This is a genomic window from Xanthomonas hortorum (assembly GCF_011305375.1).
Classification (GTDB): domain Bacteria; phylum Pseudomonadota; class Gammaproteobacteria; order Xanthomonadales; family Xanthomonadaceae; genus Xanthomonas; species Xanthomonas hortorum_E.
In genome coordinates this window covers 59,570-83,224 of sequence record NZ_VCME01000016.1, presented here as the reverse complement: position 1 = coordinate 83,224, position 23,655 = coordinate 59,570, and the positions used below count along the sequence as shown (strand labels likewise).

At 64.0% G+C, this 23,655-nt stretch carries 16 protein-coding genes and 1 tRNA gene; 6 read left to right on the top strand and 11 right to left on the bottom strand.

All coding sequences use genetic code 11. From position 1 onward, the window contains the following. Positions 1–64 precede the first annotated feature (64 nt). Together FFY45_RS14855 and rnt are read left to right on the top strand one after the other, a co-directional pair. Entirely contained in the window at positions 65–475 is a 411-nt protein-coding gene (locus FFY45_RS14855) for an RcnB family protein (RefSeq protein WP_176341013.1), read from the top strand. Positions 476–617: 142 nt separating this feature from the next. After that, entirely contained in the window at positions 618–1,259 is a 642-nt protein-coding gene (gene rnt, locus FFY45_RS14850) for a ribonuclease T (protein WP_176341012.1), read from the top strand. Between the two features lie 188 nt (positions 1,260–1,447). On the opposite strand, the gene FFY45_RS14845 is transcribed toward rnt, so the two are convergent. From FFY45_RS14845 to rnr, 4 genes are all read right to left on the bottom strand, one after another. Next, entirely contained in the window at positions 1,448–4,492 is a 3,045-nt protein-coding gene (locus FFY45_RS14845) for a ligand-binding sensor domain-containing diguanylate cyclase (RefSeq protein ID WP_176341011.1), read from the bottom strand. A 252-nt stretch (positions 4,493–4,744) separates the two neighbouring features. Further along, positions 4,745–5,494, bottom strand: coding sequence for a 23S rRNA (guanosine(2251)-2'-O)-methyltransferase RlmB (rlmB, locus tag FFY45_RS14840; protein ID WP_176341010.1), 750 nt, complete (start codon positions 5,492–5,494; stop codon positions 4,745–4,747). A 214-nt stretch (positions 5,495–5,708) separates the two neighbouring features. After that, positions 5,709–6,182, bottom strand: a complete 474-nt coding sequence (locus FFY45_RS14835; protein ID WP_176341009.1) for a GFA family protein — start codon at positions 6,180–6,182, stop codon at positions 5,709–5,711. Positions 6,183–6,323: 141 nt separating this feature from the next. Then, complete coding sequence (rnr, locus tag FFY45_RS14830; RefSeq protein WP_176341008.1) at positions 6,324–8,879, bottom strand: ribonuclease R; 2,556 nt, start codon at positions 8,877–8,879, stop codon at positions 6,324–6,326. A gap of 121 nt (positions 8,880–9,000) precedes the next feature. Between rnr and FFY45_RS14825 the strand changes: the two genes are divergently transcribed. Beyond that, a tRNA-Leu gene (locus FFY45_RS14825) sits at positions 9,001–9,087 on the top strand. A 166-nt stretch (positions 9,088–9,253) separates the two neighbouring features. Here FFY45_RS14825 and FFY45_RS14820 read toward each other — a convergent pair. After that, positions 9,254–10,777: a platelet-activating factor acetylhydrolase IB subunit gene (locus FFY45_RS14820; protein WP_176341007.1), complete on the bottom strand. Its 1,524-nt coding sequence runs from the start codon at positions 10,775–10,777 to the stop codon at positions 9,254–9,256. 340 nt (positions 10,778–11,117) lie between these two features. After that, positions 11,118–12,266 carry an acyl-CoA dehydrogenase family protein gene (locus tag FFY45_RS14815; RefSeq protein ID WP_104591986.1) on the bottom strand — a complete coding sequence of 383 codons (1,149 nt, stop codon included), beginning with the start codon at positions 12,264–12,266 and terminating at the stop codon, positions 11,118–11,120. Between the two features lie 122 nt (positions 12,267–12,388). Here FFY45_RS14815 and FFY45_RS14810 point away from each other — a divergent pair, with 122 nt between their 5' ends. From FFY45_RS14810 to metH, 3 genes are all read left to right on the top strand, one after another. Beyond that, complete coding sequence (locus tag FFY45_RS14810; RefSeq protein ID WP_006450494.1) at positions 12,389–13,384, top strand: ArsR/SmtB family transcription factor; 996 nt, start codon at positions 12,389–12,391, stop codon at positions 13,382–13,384. Beyond that, positions 13,381–14,514, top strand: coding sequence for a homocysteine S-methyltransferase family protein (locus FFY45_RS14805; RefSeq protein ID WP_176341006.1), 1,134 nt, complete (start codon positions 13,381–13,383; stop codon positions 14,512–14,514). The genes FFY45_RS14810 and FFY45_RS14805 overlap by 4 nt, the downstream gene beginning before the upstream one ends. 79 nt (positions 14,515–14,593) lie before the next feature. After that, positions 14,594–17,350 (top strand): methionine synthase, encoded by a 2,757-nt coding sequence (gene metH, locus FFY45_RS14800; protein WP_176341005.1) that lies wholly within the window; start codon positions 14,594–14,596, stop codon positions 17,348–17,350. Between the two features lie 406 nt (positions 17,351–17,756). Here the strand turns inward: metH and FFY45_RS14795 are convergent, their stop codons facing one another. The 5 genes from FFY45_RS14795 to FFY45_RS14775 form a co-directional block, all read right to left on the bottom strand. Further along, positions 17,757–18,962 (bottom strand): AGE family epimerase/isomerase, encoded by a 1,206-nt coding sequence (locus tag FFY45_RS14795; RefSeq protein WP_176341004.1) that lies wholly within the window; start codon positions 18,960–18,962, stop codon positions 17,757–17,759. After that, positions 18,959–19,945 carry a carbohydrate kinase family protein gene (locus FFY45_RS14790; RefSeq protein ID WP_074057753.1) on the bottom strand — a complete coding sequence of 329 codons (987 nt, stop codon included), beginning with the start codon at positions 19,943–19,945 and terminating at the stop codon, positions 18,959–18,961. Before FFY45_RS14790 ends, FFY45_RS14795 begins: the two co-directional genes overlap by 4 nt. Then, positions 19,942–21,252: an L-fucose:H+ symporter permease gene (gene fucP, locus FFY45_RS14785; RefSeq protein ID WP_176341003.1), complete on the bottom strand. Its 1,311-nt coding sequence runs from the start codon at positions 21,250–21,252 to the stop codon at positions 19,942–19,944. Before fucP ends, FFY45_RS14790 begins: the two co-directional genes overlap by 4 nt. Positions 21,253–21,265: 13 nt before the next feature. Beyond that, complete coding sequence (locus FFY45_RS14780; protein WP_176341002.1) at positions 21,266–22,396, bottom strand: LacI family DNA-binding transcriptional regulator; 1,131 nt, start codon at positions 22,394–22,396, stop codon at positions 21,266–21,268. Positions 22,397–22,615: 219 nt separating this feature from the next. Next, complete coding sequence (locus FFY45_RS14775) at positions 22,616–23,464, bottom strand: transporter (protein ID WP_439333540.1); 849 nt, start codon at positions 23,462–23,464, stop codon at positions 22,616–22,618. Positions 23,465–23,655: the final 191 nt, after the last annotated feature.

Here is a 23,655-nt window from a genome sequence, read left to right as displayed (position 1 = left end):
TATTCAGCTAATCAGGCCTAGGGTGAAATCACACAGGCCGTTCCTGTGACGCAGGAGTACGCAGATGAAACGCATCATTGGATCTCTCATGGCTTTGTCGCTGCTGACCTCCGCTGCAGCGTTCGCTGCGCCTCAGCAACACGATGACCGCGATCATGATCGCGACCGCACTGCGCAGCGTCACGATGATCGCGACAACGACCGCCGCGACGACCATCGTAATGACAGGCACGACGACAAGCGCGACGATCGCCGCAGCACCCATAACGACGATCACCGCAACGACCGCCGCGGCCCGCCTTACCGGCGTGGCGAGCGCCTGGCGCCGGACCATCGCGGCAATCGCGTCGCCGATTACCACAAGCATCATCTGAACAAGCCGCCGCGCGGGCACGAATGGCGCCAGGTGGACAATAACTACGTGCTGATTGCAGTGGCCACCGGCCTGATCGCAAGCGTGGTCGCCGGTCGCTAAGCCGAACCGTCAGATGCGTCGTCAAACTGGCCCGATCCGCGGCAACGCGGGTCGGGCTTTTGTTTGCCGGAGCGCTGCGCGCGCAGGGCATGTGCGGCCGGCACCTGGCCACGATCGAGCACGGCGTGCGACCTGCTAGGCTATGCCGATGAACGAACCGGTCGACCTGCAGCCTGCTTCCTCTTTTTTGCCCATGTCGCGGCGCTTTCGCGGCTATCTGCCCGTGGTGGTGGATGTGGAAACCGGTGGGTTCGACTGGAACAAGCACGCGCTGCTGGAAATCGCCTGCGTGCCGATCGAAATGGATGCCGAAGGTCGCTTCTTTCCGGGCGAAACCGCCAGCGCACATCTGGTGCCGGCGCCGGGCCTGGAGATCGACCCGAAGTCGCTGGAAATCACCGGCATCGTGCTCGACCACCCGTTCCGCTTCGCCAAGCAGGAGAAAGACGCGCTGGATCATGTGTTCGCACCGGTGCGTGCGGCGGTGAAGAAGTACGGCTGCCAGCGCGCGATCCTGGTCGGCCACAACGCGCATTTCGATCTAAACTTCCTTAACGCCGCAGTCGCGCGCGTAGGCCACAAACGCAATCCGTTCCATCCATTCAGCGTGTTCGACACCGTGACCTTGGCCGGTGTGGCGTACGGGCAAACCGTGCTGGCGCGCGCGGCACAAGCCGCAGGGCTGGACTGGAATGCGGCCGATGCGCATAGCGCGGTGTACGACACCGAGCAGACTGCGCGGTTGTTTTGCAAGATTGCCAATACCTGGCCGGGGCCTGTTTGAGCTGGGATTGGGGATTGGGGATTCGCAAAAGCATGTGGCCCTCTGCTTGAAAAATCTGCATTTGGCGGCGCCACTGCGTGCGGCCGTACCCTCATCCGCCCCTGCGGGGCACCTTCTCCCGTAGGAGAAGGGAAGCGCTAGTTAGCTCGCTTTTGCGAATCCCTAATCTCCAATCCCGAATCCCGGCCCTAGCCCACGCAGATCCGATCGCGCCCTGCACTCTTGGCTTCGTACAAGGCATGGTCGGCGCGTTGCATCAGTGATGAGCCGGTGTCGTCATCGCGCAGCTCGGCCACGCCGGCACTAAAGGTCACTTGCAGGCCGTCCACGCCGCCCCAGTCTTGACGCGCATGGAACAGGGCGCGGATACGCAGGCATAGCGCCTGCGCCTCTTCTAGCGAAGTGTCGGCGAGCAGCAGGGCGAATTCTTCGCCGCCCAGCCGGGCCGGCAGATCCGAGGCACGTGCAGCTGCAATCAGCAGCACCCCCACTTCGTGCAGCACCGCATCGCCACTGGCATGCGAGTAATGGTCGTTGATGCGCTTGAAGTGATCGATATCCAGAATCGCCAGTACCAGCGAGCGCCCACTGCGGCGTGCGCGACTGATGTCGCGCGCCAGCGCTTCGTCGAAGTGGCGACGATTGGGGAGCCCGGTCAGTGCGTCTTCGTGCGCCTGGCGCTCGAACACGTCGGACTTGATGCGTAGCCGCGTCAGCAGCTCGCTCTTTTCCTGGTTGGCCTGCAGCAGGCGCTGCGCCTGCAATTGCAGATCTTCGGTGCGTTTGCGCACCAGTTCGGCCAGGCGCGCGTTGTGGGTCTTGTAGCGATGCAGCAGCAACCGGTACAACAAGGCGAGCGCAAGCAGCGCAGCCAGCACTGCCGCAAAACGCACATCGTGGCGTTGCCACCACAGCGGCAAGACCTCGAACGCCCACATCGCCTCGTGCGGACTCCACGCACCGCCAGGGTGCCGCGCCGCCACATGCAGGCGATAGCGGCCGGGCGGCAAGCCGATGAATTCCACGCTGCGCTGCCGGCCACGTTCGGTCCAGTCGCTGTCCAGGCCTTCCAGGCGGGTGCGGTACTCGATCCGCTCCGGCAACAGAAAACTCATGCCGACGTAGGACACGTTCAAGCGATGCCCGCCGGGCAGCTTTGCCTGCTGCCGCCAGGCCAACGGGCCGCCATCCTGCTGCACGTTCTCGATCAATGCAGGCGGCGCGCGGCGCTCGCGAAAGCGTTGCAACCGCGATGGATCGACCGTACTGATGCCGCCTGCGGTGACCACCCACACCGAGCCGTCGGCGCGCGCAATCATGCTCGGCCCGGAACTGCCATTGGCCTGCGCATTGCCCATGCCATCGATCTCGCCATAACGTTCGACGACGAGCTGGCCGCGTCCATCGGCGACCGCGTTGAGCGTGCTGAGTTCGGTGCGCAGGACGCCGCGATTGCTGCTGATCCACGCGTTGCCGAGGCGGTCGTTGACCAGCTGGAACACCGTATCCACCGGCATGCCCTGCTCCAGGCCCACGCGTGCGAGCGCGCCCTGGCGCACGCGATACAGGCCGCGGTCGGTCGAGATCCAGACAGCGTTGCCGATGCTCTGAAAACCGAACACGCTGCGGGCCCCGCCAAGTCGCTCCAATCCCAACTGCTGCAGCTTGCCGTCGCGCAGCACTGCGGCGCCATCGACCGACCCGATCCACAGTGCGCCATCGATGCGCGCCAGCGCGGTCACCACACCATCGGGCAGGCCGTCGATCGTCAACGCCACTCGCTTGCCGTCCACCAACTTGACCACGCCGCGCTGCGTGGCCAGCCACACCACTGCGTGGTCGGCGGCGTGGTCGTCGATCACGATGGCGCGGATATGCCCGCTGGGAATGCCCTCGGCCTCGCCGTAGTGCCGCAGCACACGCCCGTCGCGCAACACGAATACGCCATCGGCATAGGTGCCCACCCACAGGTCGCCCTGCCGATCCAGCGCCAGGCTCAGCACCGAGAGCTTGCGTCCGGAGGGAGTGGCAACCGGCACCGGCACGATGCTCCCGTCCGGCAGCATGCGATCCAGGCCTGCGGTGCTCGCAATCCACAGACTGCCGTCGCGGTCTTCCAGCAGCGCGCGGGCATAGTCGCCACTCAGGCCATCGCGCTGGGTGTAGCTGCTGAACAAGGTTTCGCGCAGCCGGAACAGGCCGCCATTGGCGCCGACCCAGATGCTGCCTTCGGCATCCTCGCGCAGGCTGACGATGCGCCCGGTCGGCAGGCTACGGCCGGCTGGCAAATGCTCCACCCCATGACTGCCAATCCGCAGCAACCCCTGGTTTTCGCTGCCCAGCCACAGGTCGCCATGGCGATCCTGCAGCATCGCAGTGAAGTGTCCCTGCCCCGGTATGCGATGCATCAGCTCGGCGCGTTCGCCCCGCAGGCGATACAACTGCTCGCCCGCGAAGACCCAGATGGTGCCGTCCGGTGCGCGATACGGCCATGCCAGGCCGGGCGGCAGGCCGAACGCCGCAGGCGCGCGATGCATGTGTCCATCCAGTTCGCGGTAGATCAGCCCGTCGAGCGTGCCGATCAGCAACCGCCCCTGGTCGTCAAACAGCATGCGCGGGAAGCTGCTCTGCAGCGGCACGCCATCACGCGGGGGGAAATACTCGAAGCGCCCATCCGGCCACAGGCAACCAAGCCCGTGCCCTTCGAACAACAACCACATGCGACCTTGCGCATCCATGGTCATGGCATGGATCAGCGCTTGCGGCCATTGCCCCCGTCGCTCCCAGCGCCGCCATTGCCCATCGGCGCTGTGTCGCACCAGATTGCCGCGTGCATCGCTCAGCCACAGTGCGCCGTCGCGATCGACATACAACGCACCGACGCCGTTATCGGGCAAGCCGGGGCGCGTGCTGCGATCGATGACGCTGAATTCCAGCCCGTTGTAGCGCACCAGGCCTTCCCAGGTGGCGAACCACAGGTAGCCGTCGTGGGTCTGGGCGATATCGCGCAGCGAGTTGTGCGGCAATCCGTTGCGCGAACTCCAGCTGTCGATCGCGTAGTCGCGCAATTGCGCCGTTGCAGCGGGTGCGGCAGCCGCGGCGAACGCGCATAACGTCAACAGCAGGCAGGCACCGGCATTGAGCCAGCGCTGCCAGTGTCTATCTCCTCGTGCCGGCGCCTTGACGGCGCACGTGCTCTGGCCTGTACGACAGGCGCCCACCCCATGATTCATCGGACACAACACGCCGTTTGCTGACGATATGGTAGGCAAAAACGCATGCGCGCGTCGCTAATCGATACGCGTGTTGTCGAAAGTGCTGATGCACAAGCGTTATGTCTGCGATCGGCAGCGCATCGCGATCGACATCTGCGCAATCATGCGCGCAACTGCGCGATTGTTACGGGTACGTGCGGCGCGCGCTGAACGATGCGGCTTCGGTCTGGCCATCAATCCGCGCGCATATTTCCTTGCGCGCGCATGCGATTACGCGCCCAGGCGTTGGCGCACGGCTTCGAACAAGGTCACGCCTGCCGCCACCGACACGTTGAGGCTTTCGATATCGCCCGGCATCGGAATCTTGACCAGGCCATCGCAATGCTCGCGCGTGAGCCGGCGCAAGCCATCGGCCTCGCCACCGAGCACCAGCCCGACATTGCCGCGCAGGTCCACGCTGTACAACGACGCCTCGGCTTCGCCGGCCAGGCCGTACAGCCACACGCCCTGCTTCTGCAGATCGCGCAGGCACCGCGCCAGATTGGTCACCGCGACCACCGGAATCCGGTCGGCCGCACCGGCCGAGGTCTTGCGCACGGTGGCATTGACGGTGGCCGACTTGTCCTTGGGAATCACCACCGCAGTGACACTGGCGGCGGCAGCGCTGCGCAGGCAGGCGCCGAGATTGTGCGGGTCCTGCACGCCATCCAGGATCAGCAACAGCGCACGTCCTTCGGCGGCCGTCACCAAGGCTTCGAGCTCGTTTTCTGCCCACAGCCGTGCCGCAGCGTACCGCGCGACCACGCCCTGGTGGCGGAGCTGCCCACCGACACCGTCGAGCGCCTGCGTGTTGACGCGACGCACCTCGATGCCCTTGCGGCGCGCCTGCTCTTCGATCTCGGTCAGGCGCGGGTTCTTGCTACCGGCCTCGATCAACACCTCGCGCACGTTGTCGGCGTCGTTCTCGACCGACGAGGCAACGGCGTTGACGCCGACGATCCACTGATTCTGCTTGCTCATTGCGCGGGCATACGAAGAGATAAAGGGGAATGGTAGGGCCTGCGGCCTGCCACGTCACGGCCGGGGCGCGGATGGCGGTGCTTACGAGGAGCTCGCGGTGTAGCGGATCGTGATGAGCCAAGATCACGCTCGCACCGTGGTGATGCTGCCGACACCTACGCTCGCTGGCCGTCGCAAACCGGTGCGATGTGCGCTCATGCCTGCGGGCGCGAACTCACGCCGGCCATTGCTCGGTATCGTGATCCGGATGCTGCCTTGACACGAGGTCGGCCAGAAACGCCAATGCAGCGACATCGTCCTCGGTGGTGCGCGCCGGCAGATCACCCAACGCATCGACGAAGGGTAGCTTGCGCTCCACACCGTACTGGATCAGCGGTGGCAACCTTTCGGGCGTATCGAACGCACCGGCGGCGATGGCGATGCCATCCGGCGCCTCATAGGTCAGCGGCGTGCCGCATTCGGCACAGAATCCACGCGACACCAGCGAGGAAGAAGCGAAGCGTTTCGGCTCGCCACGTGTCCAGCTGAACTCTGTGCCGCGCACGGAGACCAACGGCGCGTAGTAGGCACCGAAGGCTTTCTGACACATGCGGCAATGGCAGATCGAAGCGTCCGACAACCTGCCGCGCACGCGGAAACGCACCGCGCCGCATTGGCAGCCACCGCTGTACTCGAGTGCTGCGTCCATCGTTGCCTCAGCGCTGTTGAACACGGATGACCGGAGATCGTTGCGAGCTTGTGACTCGCAAGGATCTGTAGCGTCATATCTTGCGATCCGCACGCATCGCGAGCCGCCGCCAGGCAGCGACTCGCAATGGTGTCGTCGCGCTTAGTACTGCTTTTTCTTGCGCTTGGCCGGCTTCTCGCGCTGCGGCAACGGCGCTTCGGGCGCTGCGCCATCTTCGGCCAGACGGAAGTCGATCTTGCGCTCTTCCATGCTCGCCTTGAGCACCAGCACACGCACCGGGTCGCCCAGGCGGAAGGCGCGACCGCGGCGTTCGCCACTGAGCGTCTTGCGGATCGGGTCGAACTGGTAATAGTCCTGCGGCAACTGGGTGACATGCACCAGACCGTTGACCTTGGATTCGTTCAATTCCACAAACAGGCCGAAGCCGGTCACACCGCTGATCACGCCATCGAACTGGCCGCCGACATGCTTTTCCATCCACGCGGCGCGATAGCGCTCGTCGACCTCGCGCTCGGCTTCGTCGGCACGCCGTCCGCGCTCGGAGCACTGCAGCGACAATGCCGACATCTGGCGTGGGGTATAGATATATTTTTCCGGGCTGGCGCCGGTCAAGGCATGCTTGATCGCGCGGTGCACCAGCAGATCCGGGTAACGCCGGATCGGCGAGGTGAAGTGCGCATACGCCTCCAACGCCAGACCGAAGTGACCGTTGTTGTCGGGCGAGTACACCGCCAGGCTCTGGCTGCGCAGCAGCACCGATTCCAGCAGTGCGGCGTCGGGGCGCGCGCGCACCTTCTTCAGCAGCTTGGTGTAATCGCCGGGGCGCACCTTGCTCCAGGCCGGCAGGCTCAGCTGGAATTCCTTGAGGAACTCCAGCAGGTCTTCGAACTTGCTCTCCGGCGGCCGCTCATGCACGCGGTACGGCGCCGGCACATGCATGCTCAGCAGATAGCGCGCGGCCTCGACGTTGGCGGCGATCATGCATTCTTCGATCAGCTTGTGCGCATCGTTACGCACCAGCATGCCGGCCTGAGTGACTTCACCGGTGTTGTCGAGCACGAAGCGCACTTCGGAGGTCTCGAACTCGATCGCGCCGCGATGCGTGCGCGCCTTCGACAGCACGTTGTAGAGCTGATGCAGACGCTGCACCTGTGGCAGCAACGGGCCGATAAAGGCCTTGGTGTCGGCATCGTCTTCGCCAACCGCCTTCCACACCTGGTTGTAGGTCAGACGCGCGTGCGAGTTCATCACCGCTTCGTAGAAGCGCGAGCCGGTGACTTCGCCATCGCGGCCCACCTGCATGTCGCAGACGAAGCACATGCGGTCGACCTTGGGCATCAGCGAGCAGATGCCGTTGGACAGCGTCTCCGGCAGCATCGGCACCACGAACCCCGGGAAATACACCGAGGTGGCGCGCTTCTGCGCTTCGTCGTCCAGCGGCGTGCCCGGACGCACATAGTTGGAGACGTCAGCGATTGCCACCACCAGACGGAAGCCGTCGGCGTTGGGTTCGCAATACACCGCGTCGTCGAAATCCTTGGCGTCTTCGCCATCGATGGTGACCAGCGGCATCTGCCGCAGGTCCACACGCCCACCGATCATCTGCGGCTCGACCACCAGCGGCACCGCGGCGGCCTCGTCCAGCACTTCCTGCGAGAACTCGTGCGGCAGCTCGTGGCCGTGGATGGCCATTTCCACCACCAGCGACGGGGTCAGCTTGTCGCCGAGCACCGCGATGATCTTGCCGATCGCCGGACGACGCGCGTCCGGTGGCGCGATCAGCTCGCACACCACCAACTGCCCTTCGCGCGCTTCACCGATGCCGTCCGGTGCGATCTGCACATTGCGTTGCACGCGCTTGTCGTCGGGGTCGACGTAGGCCACGCCATGCTCGTAGAAGAAGCGTCCGAGCATGCGCGACATGCGGCGTTCGAGCACGCGTGCAATCGCACCTTCGCGACGGCCGCGGCGGTCGATACCGGTGACGTTGGCCAGCGCACGATCGCCGTGCATGACCTTGCGCATTTCGTACGGCGGCAGGAACAGGTCGTCGCCGCCTTCGTCCGGCTTGAGGAAGCCGAAGCCTTCCGGATTGGCGATCACCACGCCGGCGATCAGGCTGGTCTGCTGCACCGGCGCATAGCCGCCACGGCGGTTCTGCACCAGCTGCGCTTCGCGCACCATCGCGGACAGGCGCTTGCCCAACGCATCGATGCGGTCGCTCAGATGCAGTTGTTCGGCGATTTCTTCGGCGGTCTGCGGGCCGTCGCAGGCTTCGAGCAACTGCAGGATGGCCTCGCGGCTGGCGATCGGCTCGGCGTAGCGCAGTGCTTCGCGATCGGCGTGCGGATCCTTGAACTCAGCGGCGGCAGCGGGAGAAGCAGTGACAGCTGCAGGCTGGACGGACTGAAGGCGTTCCGGCGGCGGCGCAGGCGGGCCGCTCTTGCGCGGATGCGGTGCGCGCGGAGCCGGCGGCTCAGGCAGCGGCGGCGCTACTTGCAGCTCCGGCGAGGCTTGCGCGGCTTTATCGGCAGCGCGCTTGTTTGCGGACTTGGTCGAGGCGCCAGCGGCGGCGCGAACCAGGAAGTCAGGCATCCACCCCGGCAACTTCTGTTTTTCGGCGGTGGTGGGCTCGCCAGTGTTGGCGGAATTGCGGCGACTCGGCCGATCGGAATCTGGGGTGTTTTTCTTGGTCATTGCCATCATATTACCCCGTGCAGCCGCGATGTGGGCTGAAAGCCGGCCCGCCCAGGCGCAACTCGCCGAGTTCACCCGTTGACAAGCCCGCCAGGAGCCTGCAAAATTCGCGGCTCACCTTGCCCAGGTGGCGGAATTGGTAGACGCACTAGCTTCAGGTGCTAGCGGGGGCAACTTCGTGGAGGTTCGAGTCCTCTTCTGGGCACCAGTTTAAAAAGACCTCCGAGTGATCGGGGGTCTTCTGGTTTCTGGGGTCTGAGAATGCTTGAGTGCTGTTCTTGAGTTGCCGGACCGCTGACTGGATGGCGGCCGTGACTGATACCGGAGCAGCAAGCGATTCAAAGCAAGCGATAAAAGCCGCTGCCCTCATCTCGTTACGGCAAGGCCGTAATGCCCGCCTCGCGCAAGGCCTTCGCCCAGATCGCATAACCGGCCTCACTGGGGTGCGTGCCGTCGGGCATCAGCGCCTCGGGCAAGGTCCCGTCGGGCTGCAGCAGTTGCTTGCCGATATCGACCAGACGCACTGACGGATCCTTGGCATAGCGCGCTGCCAGCAAGCGGTTGGTCTCGGCGATCAGTGCGCGTTGCGCGTCACCCGCCTGGCGGCCGCGCGGCATGATCGCCATCAGGATCAGCTTGCTGTTGGGCAAGCGGCCACGCACTTCGTTCACCACCGCCTCCACGCCCAGCGCGGCCTCGGCCGGCGTGCTCGCGCGCGATTGCGCGGTGCCGGTGAGGTTATTGGTGCCGAGATGCAGCACCACCCATTGCGGATCCAGACCGTCGAGCTCGCCCTGGCGGATCCGCCACAATACGTTCTGCGTGCGGTCCCAGCCGAAGCCCAGATTCAGCACCGGCCGCGTGCCGTACAACCACTGCCACGATTGCGCGCCACTCACGCGCGTGGCCTGCGGTGGGCCAGCCCAGAAATGCGTGATCGAGTCGCCGATCATCACCACGTCCGGCTTCAATGTGCGCGCTGCGGCGAGCGCCGCATGGTGGCGGGCGTACCAGTCGTACGAGTCCTGTTCCAGCCAGTCGACCGGAATCAGCGAGGTCGCAAACTCGCGGCCGAGTTCGGCGACCGGCTTGACCGGCGACTCGCCCAGCAATCGGGCCAGGGTCGGCTCGATCGCTTCGGCGAGCATGCGCTGGCCATGGGTGTCCGGATGCAAGGCGCCGGCTGGCGGCCGGAAGCGCGTGTCGTAAAACAACTCGGTGCGCAGCTTGCCGTCGCGCAGAAAGATCGACCCCACATCCAGATAGGTCACCCGTGGGTTGTCGCCGTAACGCACTGCCAGCCCTTGATTGACCTGCGCATCACGGCGCGATTTTTCGCTGGAAATATCGCTGGGCAGCACGCTCACCAACAGGATGTGCGTGCGCGGCAGTTTTTGTTCGATCGCCGCGACCACCGCATCGATGCCCAGCTGGGTCTGCTCGGCGGTCTGGCCGAGATGGCCGGTGTTGTTGGTGCCGATCAGCACCAGGGCAACCTTGGGTTGCAGACCGTCGACCTCGCCATTGGCCAGCCGCCACAACACGTTCTCGGTGCCGTCGCCGCTGAAGCCCAGATTGAGCGCGCCGCGGCTGCCGTAGAAGGTCTGCCAGGTCGGCTGGAATTTTTCGTCCGGCGCCTTCGATTTTTCGTAGTTCTGGGTGATCGAATCGCCGATCAACAGCAGCGGCGTGTCGGCGTGCTGCTTGACCTGCTCCAGCACCTGCGCGTGTCGTTGCGCCCACCAGGCTTCCTGCAAGCGGTCGGTGGGTACGATCGAGGGCGGTGGCGTTTGTGCACTTGCCACGCCGCAGACCAGCAACAGCCCCCAGCACACCAGCACGGGCGCAATGGCAGACAGTGAAAGGCGAGGAAACACAGCGTGCAAAGAGCGGAGCATGCGCGCACCAGAGGCTGGAGGAGCAGCGATTGTGTTCCGCGCGCGCCGCACCCGACAAGCGCGAACGCAGCCATCCGCTCTGTAGCGCTGTGAAGTACTTGCCGTGTGCCGGCGCCAGGCCAGTGACACGGTGCAGCTGTGATGCCAGGCCGCTCACGCTTGCGTAGGAGCGCGCTTGCGCGCGATGAAGCGTTATCGATAGTGCTTCATCGCGCGCAAGCGCGCTCCTACCCCGCGGTGCGAAGCAATCGCCTACACCAACACGTTGCCGGATCGACCGCCGGGCACCTTGGGCCGATGGCGTTGCCGCATCCAGCGGCAGCGCTGGATGCGGCCGGCTTCAACGCAGGCCGGTCTCGGCGCGCGCAATCACTAGCCTTTGGATTTCCGAGGTGCCTTCGTAGATCTCGGTGATCTTGGCATCGCGGAAGTAACGCTCCAGCGGCATTTCCTTGGAATAGCCCATGCCGCCATGGATCTGCACCGCTTGATGGGTGATCCACATTGCCGCTTCCGAGGCGGTGAGCTTGGCCACGGCCGCTTCGGTGCCGAACTTGCGCCCCTGCCCCTTCAACCAGGCCGCGCGCAGCGTGAGCAGCAGCGCTGCATCCAGCTTGCACTTCATGTCGGCGATCTTGGCCTGGGTCATCTGGAAGGTACCGATGGCCGCGCCGAACGCCTTGCGCTCTTTCACGTAAGCCAGCGTGGCCTCGTACGCCGCACGCGCGATGCCGACCGCCTGCGAGGCGATGCCGATGCGCCCGGCGTCGAGCACGCTCATCGCGGTCTTGAAGCCCTCGCCCTCCACGCCCAGCACCTCGTCGGGCTGCGCGATGTAATCGGCAAACTCGATCTCGCAGGTGGCCGAAGCACGGATGCCGAGCTTGGGTTCGGTCTTGCCGCGGTGGAAGCCGGCGCGGTCGGCGTCAACCATGAAGGCGGTGATGCCGCGCGAGCCCTTGTCCGGCTCGGTCACCGCAAACAGCACGATGTACTTGGCGACCGGGCCGGAGGTGATCCAGCTCTTCTTGCCGTTGATCACGAAGCTGCCATCGGCCTGTTTGACCGCGCGGCAGCGCATTGCCGAGGCATCCGAACCGGACTGCGGCTCGGTCAGCGCGAATGCGCCGATCTGCGCACCTTCGGCAATCGCACGCACGTACAGCTGCTTCTGCGCCTCGCTGCCGTTCTTCAAAATACCGGTGCAGAACAGCGAATTGTTGACCGACACGATGGTGGAGTGCGCGCCGTCGGCGGCAGCAATTTCGATCATCGCCAGCGCGTAGCTGATCGGGTCCATGCCGGCGCCACCGTACTCGGCCGGCACTTCGATGCCCATCAGGCCGTTTTCGCCGAGCAGGCGAATGTTGTCCAGCGGGAACTCGCCACTGCGGTCGAACTGTTCGGCGCTGGGGGCGATCTTTTCCTGGGCGATGCGGCGCGCCACATCCTGGATCATCAATTGTTCTTCGGTAAAGCTGAAATCCACGTCGCATCCCTCCAGGCCTAGGCTGAGCACCCATTGTAGCCCCAACCATTCGCATGCGTATGTAGTTGACCCCACACCCTGCCGGGCCGAAAATATCTCCATATCGCGATATAGAGATATTCATGGATCTGGAAGACTGGTCGGCGCGCCTGAAGGTGTTTGCCGACGCCACCCGGGTACGCCTGCTGACCTTGCTTGAGCAGGAAGAACTCACCGTGGCCGAGCTGTCGGCCATCACCCGTCTGGCCCAGCCGCGCGTGTCCACCCACCTCGCCAAGCTCAAGGAAGCCGGGCTGGTACGCGACCGCCGCGCTGGCGTCTCGGCCTATTACCGCTTCGACGAGGTGTCGCTGGACCCGGCGCAGCGCGCCTTGTGGCTGGCGCTGAGCACCGGCAGCGACGACCCGCTGTTGCGCCAGGACGCCGAGCGCGTGGCCGCCGTGCTGGCCAACCGCGCCGCCGACCAAAACTGGGCCGATTCGGTGGCCGGCGATATGGAGCGGCATTACTCCCCGGGACGCACCTGGGAAGCGCTGGCGCGCACCGCCCTGCCCTTGCTGGAAACCGGCGACGTGCTCGACATCGCCTCCGGCGACGGCGTGCTGGCCGAGCTGGTGGCCCCGCACGCCACCCGCTACATCTGCATCGACACCAGCGCGCGCGTAGTCGCCGCCGCCAGCGAACGCCTGCGGAAGCTGCGTAATGTGGAAGTGCGCGAAGGCGACATGCATGCGCTGCCGTTCCCCGATGCCAGCTTCGACCTGGTGGTGCTGATGCATGCGCTCACCTACGCGGCCAAGCCGGCGCAGGCGGTGGCCGAATCCGCGCGCGTGCTGCGCCCCGGTGGCCGCTTACTGTTGTGCAGCCTGGCCAAGCACGAACATCGCGCCGCGGTACATGCCTATGGCCACGTCAATCTCGGTTTTGCGTCCAAGGAATTGCGCAAGTTCGCCGAGAAAGCCGGGCTGGACGTCTCCAGTCTGGAGACGGTGACGCGCGAGAAGCGCCCGCCGCATTTCGAAGTGATTTCGTTGATTGCGATGAAGCCGGGAGTGGTTACTCGGGATTCGGGATTGGATGAAAGCAAGAGCATTGACTCAGGGAGAACTGGATCATGACGTCTGCACAGCTCCCTACTCCCCCAATCCCGTTCTCGCTGCCCTGGCTGCATCCCGAGCGCGCCGAAAAACTCCGTGCTGCGTTGCGCGAGCGCATCCTCATCATCGATGGCGCGATGGGCACCATGATCCAGCGCCATGATCTGCAGGAACCCGACTATCGTGGCACCCGCTTTGCCGACGGCTACGACAGCGCACAGGTGCATGTGCACGGGCCGGGCTGCGATCACGCGCCGCAAAGCCACGACCTGAAAGGCAACAACGACCTGTTGCTGCTGTCCAGCCCCGAGATCATCTCCGGTATCCATCGCGCCTATCTGGATGCCGGGGCCGATCTGCTGGAAACCAACACCTTCAATGCAACCTCGGTGAGTCAGGCCGACTATCACCTCGAACACCTGGTGTACGAATTGAACAAGGCTGGCGCGCAGGTCGCGCGCACGTGCTGCGACGAGGTCGAAGCGCTCACTCCGCACAAGCCGCGCTTCGTGATCGGCGTGCTCGGCCCCACCAGCCGCACCGCATCGATCAGCCCGGACGTCAACGACCCCGGGTATCGCAACACCAGTTTCGATGCATTGCGCGAGACCTATCGCGAAGCCATCGACGGTTTGATCGACGGCGGCGCCGACACGCTGATGGTGGAAACCATCTTCGACACGCTCAACGCCAAGGCCGCGCTGTATGCGATCGAAGAAGTGTTCGAAGCACGCGGCGGGCGCTTGCCGGTGATGATCTCCGGCACCATCACCGACGCCTCAGGTCGCACGTTGTCCGGCCAAACGGCAGAAGCGTTCTATGCCTCGGTCGCGCACGGGCGGCCGCTGTCGGTGGGCTTGAACTGTGCGCTTGGCGCCAAGGATCTGCGCCCACATGTGGAAACGCTGTCGCAGATCGCCGATGCCTACGTCAGCGCGCATCCCAATGCCGGCCTGCCGAATGCCTTCGGCGAGTACGACGAAAGCCCGGAAGAAATGGCCGCAACCTTGCGCGAATTTGCGCAAGCCGGTCTGCTCAATCTGGTCGGCGGTTGCTGCGGCACCTCGCCGGATCACATCCGCGCGATTGCCGAGGCCGTGGCCGATCTGCCGCCGCGCCGACTCCCTAGCGCTTACGAGCAAGCCGCATGAGCGACAGGCTCACTAGCGACACTTTTTCAGCCAACGTGTCACGCGCTTTTGCGTGCGCAACACCATTGTGGATGCGCGCATGAACGACCAACTCCGCTATACCCGCCTGTCCGGCTTGGAACCGCTGGTCATCACCCCGGATCTGCTGTTCATCAACGTCGGCGAGCGCACCAACGTCACCGGCAGCGCGCAGTTCCGCAAACTGATCAAGGAAGAACGCTACGAAGAAGCGGTGGAGGTGGCACGCCAGCAGGTCGCCAGCGGCGCGCAGATCCTCGACGTCAACATGGACGAGGGCCTGATCGATTCCGAAAAAGCGATGACGCGCTTTCTCAACCTGATCATGTCCGAGCCGGATATCGCACGCATTCCGGTGATGGTGGATTCGTCCAAGTGGAGCGTGATCGAAGCCGGCTTGAAGTGCCTGCAGGGCAAGAGCGTGGTCAACTCGATCTCGCTCAAGGAAGGCGAAGCGCAATTCATCGAACAGGCGCGCAAGGTGCTGCGTTATGGCGCAGCCGCAGTGGTGATGGCTTTCGATGAAGTAGGCCAGGCCGACACCTGCGCACGCAAGGTCGAGATCTGCACGCGCGCCTACAAGGTGCTGACCGAGCAGGTGGGATTTCCCCCGGAAGACATCATCTTCGACCCGAATATCTTTGCCGTGGCCACCGGTATCGAGGAGCACGACAACTACGCGGTGGACTTCATCGAAGCCACCCGGGAGATCAAGCGCACGCTGCCGCATTGCCATATTTCCGGCGGCGTTTCCAATGTGTCGTTCTCGTTCCGCGGCAACGAAATGGTGCGCCAGGCGATCCATTCGGTGTTCCTGTTCCATGCGATCAAGGCCGGCATGGACATGGGCATCGTCAATGCCGGCGGCATGCCGATATACGACGAACTGGACCCTGAACTGCGCGAGCGTGTGGAGGATGTGATCCTCAACCGCCGCAAGGACGGCACCGAACGCTTGCTGGAAATTGCAGAGCGCTACAAAGGCAGCAAGGGCGCCGCCAAGGTCGAAGACCTGGCCTGGCGCGAGAAGCCGGTGCGCGCACGCCTGGCGCATGCGCTGGTGCATGGCATCGATGCGTTCGTGGAAACCGACACCGAAGAAGCGCGCCAGCAATCCACGCGCCCGCTGGATGTGATCGAAGGCCCGCTGATGGACGGCATGAACGTGGTCGGCGACCTGTTCGGCGCCGGCAAGATGTTCCTGCCGCAGGTGGTCAAATCCGCACGTGTGATGAAGAAAGCGGTGGCATATCTATTGCCGTACATCGAGGCGGAAAAACTGCGCACCGGCGATGTCGGCAAGTCCAACGGCAAGATCATCATGGCCACGGTCAAGGGCGATGTGCACGACATCGGCAAGAACATCGTCGGGGTGGTGTTGGCGTGCAACAACTTCGACGTGGTGGATCTGGGCGTGATGGTCTCGGCGCAGGTGATCCTGGACCGGGCGCGTGCGGAGAATGCCGATCTGATTGGGCTATCCGGCTTGATCACGCCGTCGCTGGAAGAAATGTCGCATGTTGCGCGCGAGATGCAGCGACAGGGGTTCGAGATTCCGTTGTTGATCGGTGGCGCCACCACCTCGCGCGCGCACACTGCACTGAAGATCGACCCGCATTACAAGGCGCCCACCGTGTGGGTAAAGGACGCCTCGCGCGCAGTGGGCGTTGCGCAGTCGCTGATCTCGCGCGATCTGCGCCAGGCCTTCGTGGCCGCCAACGATGCCGACTACGCGGAGATCCGCACCCGCCACAGAAATCGTGGCGATGCGAAACGCCTGGTGTCGCTGGAAAAGGCACGCGCGCAGCGTTTCGATGGCGATTGGGACACCTATGTGCCGCCTACCCCGCGTCAGCCGGGCGTGCATGTGTTCGACGACTATCCACTGCAGGAATTGATCGAGCTGATCGACTGGACCCCGTTCTTCCAGGCCTGGGAACTGGCCGGCAAGTTCCCGGCAATTCTCAGCGATGAAGTGGTCGGTCCGGAGGCCAACGAGTTGTATCGCGATGCACGCAGGATGCTGCGCACGATCGTCGCCGAGAAGTGGCTGACCGCAAAGGCCGTGTTCGGGCTGTGGCCGGCCAACAGTGTGGGCGATGATGTGGAAGTGGTCCTGACGGACCACCGGGATCCGGCAATCGGGATTGGAGATTCGCAGCAGCCCAGCCAATCCCACATCCCCAATTCCCAATCCCGGCAGCTCTTGCACTTTTTGCGCCAGCAGGTCGACAAACCCGTGGACCGCCCCGACTTCTGTCTGGCCGATTTCATCGCGCCCAAGACCAGCGGCAAACAGGACTGGATTGGTGCGTTTGCAGTCACTGCCGGCATTGGTATCGACCCGCATGTGGCGCGTTTCGAAGCGGCGCACGACGACTACAACGCGATCCTGCTCAAGGCCTTGGCCGACCGTCTGGCCGAAGCACTCGCCGAGCGTTTGCATCAGCGTGTGCGTACCGAGTTCTGGGGGTACATCGAAGACGAGGGGTTGGACAACGAGGCACTGATCGCCGAGCGCTATCGCGGCATCCGTCCTGCGCCCGGCTACCCTGCATGCCCGGAACATAGCGAAAAACGCACCTTGTTCGATCTGCTCGACGCCGAGCGCAACACCACGATGACGCTGACCGAAAGTTTCGCGATGCTGCCTACCGCAGCGGTGTCGGGTTATTACTTCAGCCACCCCAAGAGCCAGTATTTCGTGGTCGGGCGAGTGGGCAAGGAACAGGTTGCCGATTACGCCAAACGCAAGGGCATCACACTTGCGCTGGCCGAACGCTGGTTGGCATCGAATCTGGATTACGACCCGGAGTAAGGGCGGTTGATCTGCGGCTTGGCTGCAGGGTCCTTGCCGGCCCACCGTCGCGGGACACGCCGCATGTAGGCTCTTACGCGGCATCCATGCCGCGTAAGGTCCCGCGACGGTGGGCCGGCAAGGACCAGTCCAGATGGTCGGTGAGCATGGCTTTCAACAAAGCAACCGACAAACTTTCTGGTGCGGTGTCCTCGCCGCTTGCGGGACCGTGTGGCGGCATGGATGCCGCCACAGAGCCTACAAGGACGTACTTGCGGCGTGTCCCGCAAGCGGTGAGGGCACCGCGCCCTCGAACGATTAGCCTTCTGACCTCAACGTCTGACTGCAGCTAAACGAAGACTCCGAGTCGATATCTCGACGTCTTGAAGTCATTGAACGGTCGGCACACCTCACCGACCGTGTCGCATCACGCAGCCGGCCGCAACACGTTCAAGACTTCGTAGCACGCGCCCATGGTGTGGTAATCGGTCTTGCCGGCGGGGCTCTTCTCGTCGCTGTACTTGCGATTGTCCGCATCCAGAATGCGATACCAGGCGCCATAGCGATGGTCGATCATGTGCTTCCAGGAATACTCCCAGAGCTTGTCGTACCACTGCCAATAACGCGCTTCGCCGCTGCGCTGCGCCAGCAACGCCGCGGCCGCCAGCGACTCGGCCTGCACCCAAAAATACTTGTCGTCGTCGCAGACCTTGCCATCGGGGTCGAAGCCGTAATACAGCCCGCCACGCTGCGCATCCCATGAGCGCTCTACGGCCACATCGAACAGATGTTGTGCGGTCGGCAACAACCAATCGGTCGGCGCGTAACGATCCAGCAGCATCAGCAGCTTGGCCCATTCGGTCTGGTGGCCCGGCTGGAAGCCCCAGGGGCGGAACAGGTGCTTGGGATTGTCGCGGTTGTAGTCCCAGTCGATGTTCCACTGCAGATCGTAATGTTCCCACACCAGGCCGTCGGCCTTGGCTGCCTGACGCCGGGTCATGGTGTCGGCCAGCGACAGTGCGCGGTCCAGATAGCGTTGCTCGCCACTGGCTTCGTACGCGGCAATCATCGCCTCGCACATATGCATGTTGGCGTTCTGGCCGCGGTAGCTGGTGAAGTTGAACTGCGCATCGGCTTCGTCGCGGTACAACCCGAATTCCGGCTCCCAGAAATGTTTTTCCAGCAGCTGCCAGGTTTCGTCCATCCATGCGCGCGCCTCTTCGATGCCGGCCTTCAGGCCACACGAATACGCCAGCAGCACGAAGGCCACGCCGTAGCAGTGATTCATGTCGTCTTCGACCACGCCATCGCGCAAGGTCCACGCATAGCCGCCGGTGGCTGCATTGCGATGCACGTTGCGCAGATAATCCAGGCCGTGGCGTACCGCTTGCAGATACTGCGCATCTCCGAATTCGCGATACGCCATCGCGTAGTTGAAGACAAAGCGCGTACTGCTGACCAGATGCCGATGCCCGGCGTCGTAGATCGCACCATCGTCGCGGAAATACTGGAAAAACCCGCCCGCCGGATCGATCGCGCGCGGATGGTAGAACGCCATGGTGTCGGCGATATGCTGACGCAGCACATCGGCCGAGCGGAAATCGGGTGCGGGGGTCGCAGGCAAACGGCTCATGATTGTTCCTGGATCAAAGAATGGACTTCATCGACGCTCGGCATCGCCGCGAACGCGCCCTTGCGCGTCACCGCCAATGCACCGACCGCCGCAGCGAAACGAATCACCTCGGTGATCGCGGCGGCATCGCCACACAGCTGCTCCAGCGTGGACGCGCGTGCCGCCAGCTGAAACAACAAACCACCGACGAATGCATCGCCAGCCGCGGTGCTGTCGCGCACCTGCACACGGAACGCCGGCACCTGGCCGGAATCGGTGCGTGTCTGCCAATGCACCGGCCCGCCACCATCGGTGACCAGCAACCAGCTGGCCTGGCCCTGCCACAGCTTCTGAGTGACCGTGCTGGCATCGCCATCGAGCGTGCCGGCCAGGTAATCGAGTTCTTCGCGCGAGAGCTTGACCACATCGGCCAGCGCCAACGCCTCCCACAGCAACGCTGCCGGATCTACATCCTGCGGCCACAACATCGGGCGCAGATTGAGATCCAGGCTGACGATGGCGCCATCGGCGCGCGCGCGGCGCATGCCATCGAGCGTGCACTGCGCAATCGCAGGCTCGGTCATGCTGTTGGAGCACACATGCAACACGGCGGCCTGCTTGAAACCGTCGGCAGCAAAGTGCTCGGGACGGAACAACAGATCCGCTGCCGGCGGGCGATAGAAACTGAAACTGCGCTCGCCAGCTTCATCCAATGCAACGAAGGCCAGCGCAGTCTTGGCCTGATCGGTGCGCACGATGCCATCGGTGGCGACGCCGGCCTGCTGCAGACTCTGCAGCAGAAAATCGCCGAACATATCGCGCCCTAGCATGCCGACAAAATGCGCCGCACCGCCCAGCCGCGCCACCGCAACGGCGACGTTGGCCGGCGCACCACCAGCGTATTGCGCAAACGTGCGCGCCTCGTCCGCACCGGCCGGCGGCAACGCCAGCATGTCGATCAAGGCCTCACCAAAACAGACCACCCGATTCTTGACAGCACTCATGCGCGCGCCTCCGCCAGTGCACCGCGCAGACGCGAGCCCCAGATGCCGTAGAACACGATGTACAGGTAGCACAGCAGCGGCAGCACGAACGACTCGTGCAAGCCGATGCTGTCGGCCAGCAAACCTTGCAGATACGGCACGATGGCGCCGCCGACAATCGCCATGATCAACAGGCTCGATGCGCGGCCGGTCAGCGGACCAAGGCGCTCGATGCCCAGCGTAAAGATGGTCGGGAACATGATCGAGTTGAACAAGCCGATCGCCACCAATGCATACACCGCCAGCATGCCGCCGCTGGCCATGGTCAGGCCCAGCAGCAGTGCATTGATTGCAGCGAACACTGACAACAACACACGCGGCGACAGCTTGGCCAGCAAGGCCGAACCGATGAAGCGGCCGATCATCGCCAGCGTCCAGTACGCCGACACATAGTTGGTCGCCTCACGCTCGGTGAAACCACCGATCTGCGGCAACGAGAAGTAATTGACCATCAGGCTACCGATCGCCACTTCCGCGCCGACATAGAAAAAAATCGCCAGCACTCCGAAGCGCACATGCGGATGACGCAAGGCATCCAGCAACGAATGCTTGCTTTCGTCCTTCTGCGCGCCCGCATCGGTCAGGGCCGGCAGACGGAACAGAAACACGAAGATCGCCAGCAGAAACAGCACAATGCCAAGGCCGATGTAAGGCCCCTGCACCGCCTGCGCTTCCTGCACCCGATAGGCCAGTTGCTCGGCCTCTGGCAGCACCTTGAGTTGGTCGCCGCTCATCACGGTGTTGGACAGAATCAGCCAGCCACCGAACAGCGGCGCGATCGCGGTGCCCAACGAATTGAGCGCCTGCGCCAGGGTCAAACGGCTGGACGCACTACGCTCCGGACCCAGCAACGCCACATACGGATTGGCCGCCACCTGCAGGATGGTGATGCCGGTGGCAAGCACGAACAGCGCGCCGAGAAATGCGCCATAGACGCGTAATTCTGCCGCAGGCCAGAAGCCCAATGCACCGACCGCAGCAACCGCCAGCCCGGCGACGATACCCTGCTTATAGCCCAGCTTTGCCACCAGCCAACCGGCCGGCAGCGACATCAGGAAATACGCACCGAAGAAGGTGAACTGCACCAGCATCGCCTGCGCGAAGTTGAGTTCGAACACCGCCTTCAGATGCGGAATCAGAATGTCGTTGAGGCAGGTGAGAAAGCCCCACATGAAAAAGATCGTGGTGACGACCGACAACGCAACGCCGTTGTTGACCGGTGCCTTGTTGCCGCTTGGCACAGTGGATTGCGTGGAAAGGGAAACCATAGGAATTGCCTGGTCAGCGGCCTGAGGCCTTGGTGGGGGAATGAGCGGGGGAATCGCCTGGGGGATGATGCGTCAGCACGGATGGCGAGCAGGCGCTGCTCGCGCGGATGCTCAATGCGACTGCGGCCGTCAAGCGCTGCGATGCGCGCTCCGGACTGCCAATGCGTTGCAGCACCAGCTGCGCGGCTTGCCTGCCGCGCGCACGCGGATCTGCGGCCAACGTAGTCAATGCCGGTGTAAACAAGGCCGCTTCGGCGATGTCGTCGAAGCCGGTCACTGCGAAATCGCGGCCCGGCACGATGCCGTGCATCGCCAGCGCGGCCATCAAGCCCAGCGCAACGCTGTCGTTGTAGCAAACCGCAGCGGTTGCAGCGTGGTCGGCGCTATCGAGCATGCGTGCGCCGCACAGCGCAGCGTCCTGACGATTCGGTGCGGATTCGACGTAGTGCACGGTAAAGCCAGCATTGGTCATCGCGCGGGTGTAGCCAGCGCGACGCTGGCGGCAGGAACTGGATTCGGCATGGCCACCGAAAAACACGATGCGCCGATGGCCCTGCGCGATCAGATGTTCGCAGGCCAGAAACGCCCCCTGTTCGTTATCCAGTGCCAGCAGATCCCACTGCGCGCCCTCCACCTCGCGGTTGAACAACACCACGTTGTGCTGGCGCCCCAGCACCTGAGTCAGTGCCTGGGCCTGGCTGCCCTCGGCCGGCGACAGGATGATGCCGGCAGGCGTGTGCTCCATCAGCGAGGTCAGCACCGCCTGCTGGCGCTGCGTGGATTCGCCGGTGCTGCCGAGCAAGGTGACATAGCCGGCGGCACCCAAGGCCTCATCCACACCTGCAGCGAACTCGGCGAAGAATGGATTGGACAGATCGTTGATGACCAGCGCGATACTGGACGAGGTGCGGCAGCGCAGATTGGCGGCGGCACGGTTGTAGACGTAGTTTTGCCGATCCAGCTCGGCCTCCACGCGCGCGCGCGTGGTCGCATGCACCAGCGGGCTGCCGCGCAACACCAAAGACACGGTCGCGCGCGATACGCCGATGGCACTGGCGATATCGCGCAGCGTCACTGCACCGCGTCGAATGCGGCGCGCATCGCCGTCATCCGGGGCGGCCGGCATCGGCTTGGCACGCGTCATGTAGCCGGCTTTGCAGTGGAGAAAATGCGCATGTATCTGGCGTTGATTGGATCGATCCAATTAGGCCTTTTCCGGCCAATCAATGCATGCGGCAGTGCAGCATATTCAGTTCGTGCGGGCTGGACTGGCGGGCGTCGTGTTACCTAAGCTGCAAGCCCTGTAACTGGCTTTCGCGGCAATTCGGCGAGCACGGCCTGGCCGTCGCCCCACAAACCTCCATCACTGAAACGCGATCGACAAGCCGATCCCGCCCTGCCAATCCGGGCTCTCCGCAGTCAGCCCACGCAGCACCGACACATCCAACTGCATCGCATGCGGCAGCTGCCAGGCGCCGCCGGCACCAGCCACGCGCGAATGCTCGCTGCCGGTGTCGAAGCCCGCTTCCACATAGCTGCTGAAGCGCTCGCCGGAAAAGAACGTGTAGTTGGGCGAGAAGGTCCAGGTGTGACCGTCGTTATCGCGCGCATAGTTGACGTACAGCGCCAGCGCCCGCTCCTGTGCCAGATCCCACGACGCGGTCACGCCCAGCTCGCGTGCGTAGCCATCGCTGAAATCAGGACTGCCGGTCGGCACGCTGTAGCTGCCGAGCGCGGCCCAATGAAAGCTGTCCGAACGCGACGGCAGTGCCACCTTCAAGCCGATATGGCTGTCGCCACCGCCATGCACGCGCGCGCCACCGCCGTGCTGCCAGTTGTAACTGTCGCTGCCCAGCTGCAGCTCCACGTTCTGCAACAAGCCAAGACGCAGCACCGTATCGGCGGTGTACTGCGTGGTCCGCTGCCCATCGGCGCGGTCGGTGCTGGCATCTGGCAAGCCCTGCTCCAAGGCAAACGCACCCGGCTGCAGCGTTTCGGCAGCGAACGGAATCCCGGGGCGATCGAATGCCGGCGCCTCGTCCGCCTGTGCAGCTGCCTGCTGACTAAGCGCGCAGAACACAAGCCCCAATAATCCAACCGACACAGCGTTGCGACGCCCATGCATGCACGGAACACAGCGCATGGCTGAGCGCACTGATGCATCGGCACACGATGGCAGGGAATTCGAAGACATGGACATACGCGACACCATCGGCAGGAAGTGAGCTGCGACGCCGCGGACACCACGCCCGGATACGTCGACCAACAACGCCGCGCATGGTGCCGCGCGCGCCGTGACCGGCCTGTGTATCGCCAGCCGCGCGTTTGCTGCATCGCTCAACACGCATGCGGGCAAGCAGGGATCCAGCTGCGCAACGCCAATGCATGCGCCAAAACAGATGG

Excerpts from the sequence above, each read along its gene's own strand:
- FFY45_RS14855 (WP_176341013.1), top strand. The coding sequence starts at position 65 with ATGAAACGCATCATTGGATCTCTCATGGCTTTGTCGCTGCTGACCTCC.
- rnt (WP_176341012.1), top strand. The coding sequence starts at position 618 with ATGCCGATGAACGAACCGGTCGACCTGCAGCCTGCTTCCTCTTTTTTG.
- FFY45_RS14845 (WP_176341011.1), bottom strand. The coding sequence starts at position 4,492 with ATGAATCATGGGGTGGGCGCCTGTCGTACAGGCCAGAGCACGTGCGCC.
- rlmB (WP_176341010.1), bottom strand. The coding sequence starts at position 5,494 with ATGAGCAAGCAGAATCAGTGGATCGTCGGCGTCAACGCCGTTGCCTCG.
- FFY45_RS14835 (WP_176341009.1), bottom strand. The coding sequence starts at position 6,182 with ATGGACGCAGCACTCGAGTACAGCGGTGGCTGCCAATGCGGCGCGGTG.
- rnr (WP_176341008.1), bottom strand. The coding sequence starts at position 8,879 with ATGACCAAGAAAAACACCCCAGATTCCGATCGGCCGAGTCGCCGCAAT.
- FFY45_RS14820 (WP_176341007.1), bottom strand. The coding sequence starts at position 10,777 with ATGCTCCGCTCTTTGCACGCTGTGTTTCCTCGCCTTTCACTGTCTGCC.
- FFY45_RS14810 (WP_006450494.1), top strand. The coding sequence starts at position 12,389 with ATGGATCTGGAAGACTGGTCGGCGCGCCTGAAGGTGTTTGCCGACGCC.
- FFY45_RS14805 (WP_176341006.1), top strand. The coding sequence starts at position 13,381 with ATGACGTCTGCACAGCTCCCTACTCCCCCAATCCCGTTCTCGCTGCCC.
- metH (WP_176341005.1), top strand. The coding sequence starts at position 14,594 with ATGAACGACCAACTCCGCTATACCCGCCTGTCCGGCTTGGAACCGCTG.
- FFY45_RS14795 (WP_176341004.1), bottom strand. The coding sequence starts at position 18,962 with ATGAGCCGTTTGCCTGCGACCCCCGCACCCGATTTCCGCTCGGCCGAT.
- FFY45_RS14790 (WP_074057753.1), bottom strand. The coding sequence starts at position 19,945 with ATGAGTGCTGTCAAGAATCGGGTGGTCTGTTTTGGTGAGGCCTTGATC.
- fucP (WP_176341003.1), bottom strand. The coding sequence starts at position 21,252 with ATGGTTTCCCTTTCCACGCAATCCACTGTGCCAAGCGGCAACAAGGCA.
- FFY45_RS14780 (WP_176341002.1), bottom strand. The coding sequence starts at position 22,396 with ATGACGCGTGCCAAGCCGATGCCGGCCGCCCCGGATGACGGCGATGCG.
- FFY45_RS14775 (WP_439333540.1), bottom strand. The coding sequence starts at position 23,464 with ATGGTGTCGCGTATGTCCATGTCTTCGAATTCCCTGCCATCGTGTGCC.